This window comes from Pseudomonas syringae, from assembly GCF_021605415.1.
In the GTDB taxonomy this organism is placed as follows: Bacteria; Pseudomonadota; Gammaproteobacteria; order Pseudomonadales; family Pseudomonadaceae; genus Aquipseudomonas; species Aquipseudomonas syringae_S.
The window spans coordinates 1-2,052 of record NZ_WKEQ01000079.1 but is presented as its reverse complement, the minus strand read 5'-3'; the positions used below and the strand labels follow the sequence as shown (position 1 = coordinate 2,052).

Here is a 2,052-nt window from a genome sequence, read left to right as displayed (position 1 = left end):
GCCAAAGAGATCATCATCACCTACCGTAACGGCGAAGATATCCAGCAGACAATGAACCTAGGGCGTTTCTCGCTGTTTCTAGGGGCAAAAGCCTGGGGTTATGCCGGTGCGTCATTGTTACTGTCTTCAGAAATTGCACTGGACGTCGGCAATGCCGGCTTCCATCTGGCGCCTCCCGAACCCGTGGTGCGCACCGGTGATAAACGTAACTACGTCAGAACGGAAACCAGCGCGCAAGCAACGACTGCCTCAGGAAACCTGCAAATACAGGACGGTGCAAAAGCTGCATTCAATCTTTTTGCGGGCCTGCAAACGGGCATCATGGTCACCGGCGCTCTCAACTGGGCCCCGCCCTCCGAAGTCGCCCTGCTGACAAGAGCGCCAGTCGCCGGCAAAAGGGCCGGAATGAGCGCTAACGAATGGTTCAGCCTCGCGCGGCTGAGCGTCGAACTCAACGTTGCCGCAGGCCTCGGTGCCAAGGGTGAAGCGAGTATTTCGCTTAACGATGGACGATTGATATTGGTTCTCAAAGCATCATTAATCGCTGGCCCGGGTGTTGGGGGATCGTTCAAGTTTGAGGTTGGTTACGACGCCGTTACGGAATTGATTAATCTGTTTCGGCGAGAGCTGTATAAAAATAAACAGAATCCGGTATTCATTATCGAAGATGAAACATTTGCCTACCTGTCTAAGCTCAACTCCCTGGCCATCTGCGGGTTTGACATCCGGATGGCTTACATTATGGGCATTGACGTTGTGATGTCGCTATATGAGTATTTGACGGCTACGGGCAAGGGTGGGCCAATTGCTGACACTATTATGTTTTATGAAAATCAGCAAGAGCTGGAGGAGTGGTGTATCAATGCGATACCCGGCGCACTTGGCCCATTGTTGATGACCCTGATTAGTCCTCCGAGTGAATTCACGGTTGTTGTTACAGATGATTCTGTAAACACAGCCGAAAAAAATCGAAAATACAATAACGACGAAGCTCATTTGATTCAGCAGCAGGCGATCGAGCGTATCGTAAATTGGATTGCAAGCAATGCAAAAAAACAGAATACGATAGATAAAGCACAAAGCCAGTTTGAAGAAATATGTATGTGCATGAATCGCTTTGGGTTGAAAACCGCGAATTCGGAGCAGGCCTACTGCGAAAACCGACTGGAGATGGATAATTTCATGAAAGAAGCGGTGCTTCGAATTTCGGTCGCGGCCGGAGACGACATGCGAACACGTTACAAAAACAACGTCACCATCTTAGGCGCAAACCGAGATAAATATTGCCAACGTAGTCAGTACGAAGGACGTACATATGTACCCGCCGGAATGGCCAAATACATAGCGGCACCTCAATGAACATCACAAAGAACAATATCATGCTATCCCGACTAATTTTGATCTGCACACTCTCGCTTGTTAGCCTTAACCAAGCACTCGCGCAGCTTAACCCCGAACAACAAGAAACAAAATTGAGAGGGATCGCACTTTACAACCAATACAAAGCAAACTCGGCCATCCCCTATCTATTAGTTGCAGCGGAGGCTGGAGACCACGAAGCGCAATATTACTTAGGGGAGGCACTCAGGAAGAAAAACCACTATATGAATGCTGAGGCTCGGAGCTGGTATGAGAAATCAGCAAATCAAGGCGATCTATATGCAATGATTCAACTTGGTCGAAGCAAAGAGGATTTATGCAAGCTTCTCGACGAATGTGGGACAACCCAGAAAAAACCTATTGAATGGCTAAATCAAGCGAAAGGCATTGCGGAAAAAAAAGCTACAACTGATGCTGAATCGATGTACATCATGTACGAATTAACAGTTGATGAAAAATGGCTAATGAAGGCCGCAACAGGAGGTAATGCGGAAGCTCAGTACTGGGTTGCAGTTGGCTATAAACAGGGAGAAGGTTTTTTCTTGCCTTGGACACGAGCGAAAGAAGTTGAGAAATGGTTCAAGTTGTCTGCCGAGGGCGGATATCCAAAATCGAGGATGGAATACGGCGCATTGCTTTACGAGAAACGCGATGTTGAAGTCTTTCGAAAAT

General features: G+C 47.9%; 1 protein-coding gene and 1 pseudogene. Both read left to right on the top strand.

Annotated elements, in window-relative coordinates; translation table 11 throughout:
* A pseudogene (locus GIW69_RS26025) lies at nucleotides 1–1,359 on the top strand (hypothetical protein); the annotation flags it as partial.
* Nucleotides 1,356–2,052: SEL1-like repeat protein (locus GIW69_RS26020; protein WP_236485653.1), on the top strand; the 697-nt coding region annotated here is incomplete at its 3' end. The pseudogene GIW69_RS26025 and the gene GIW69_RS26020, both read left to right, overlap by 4 nt.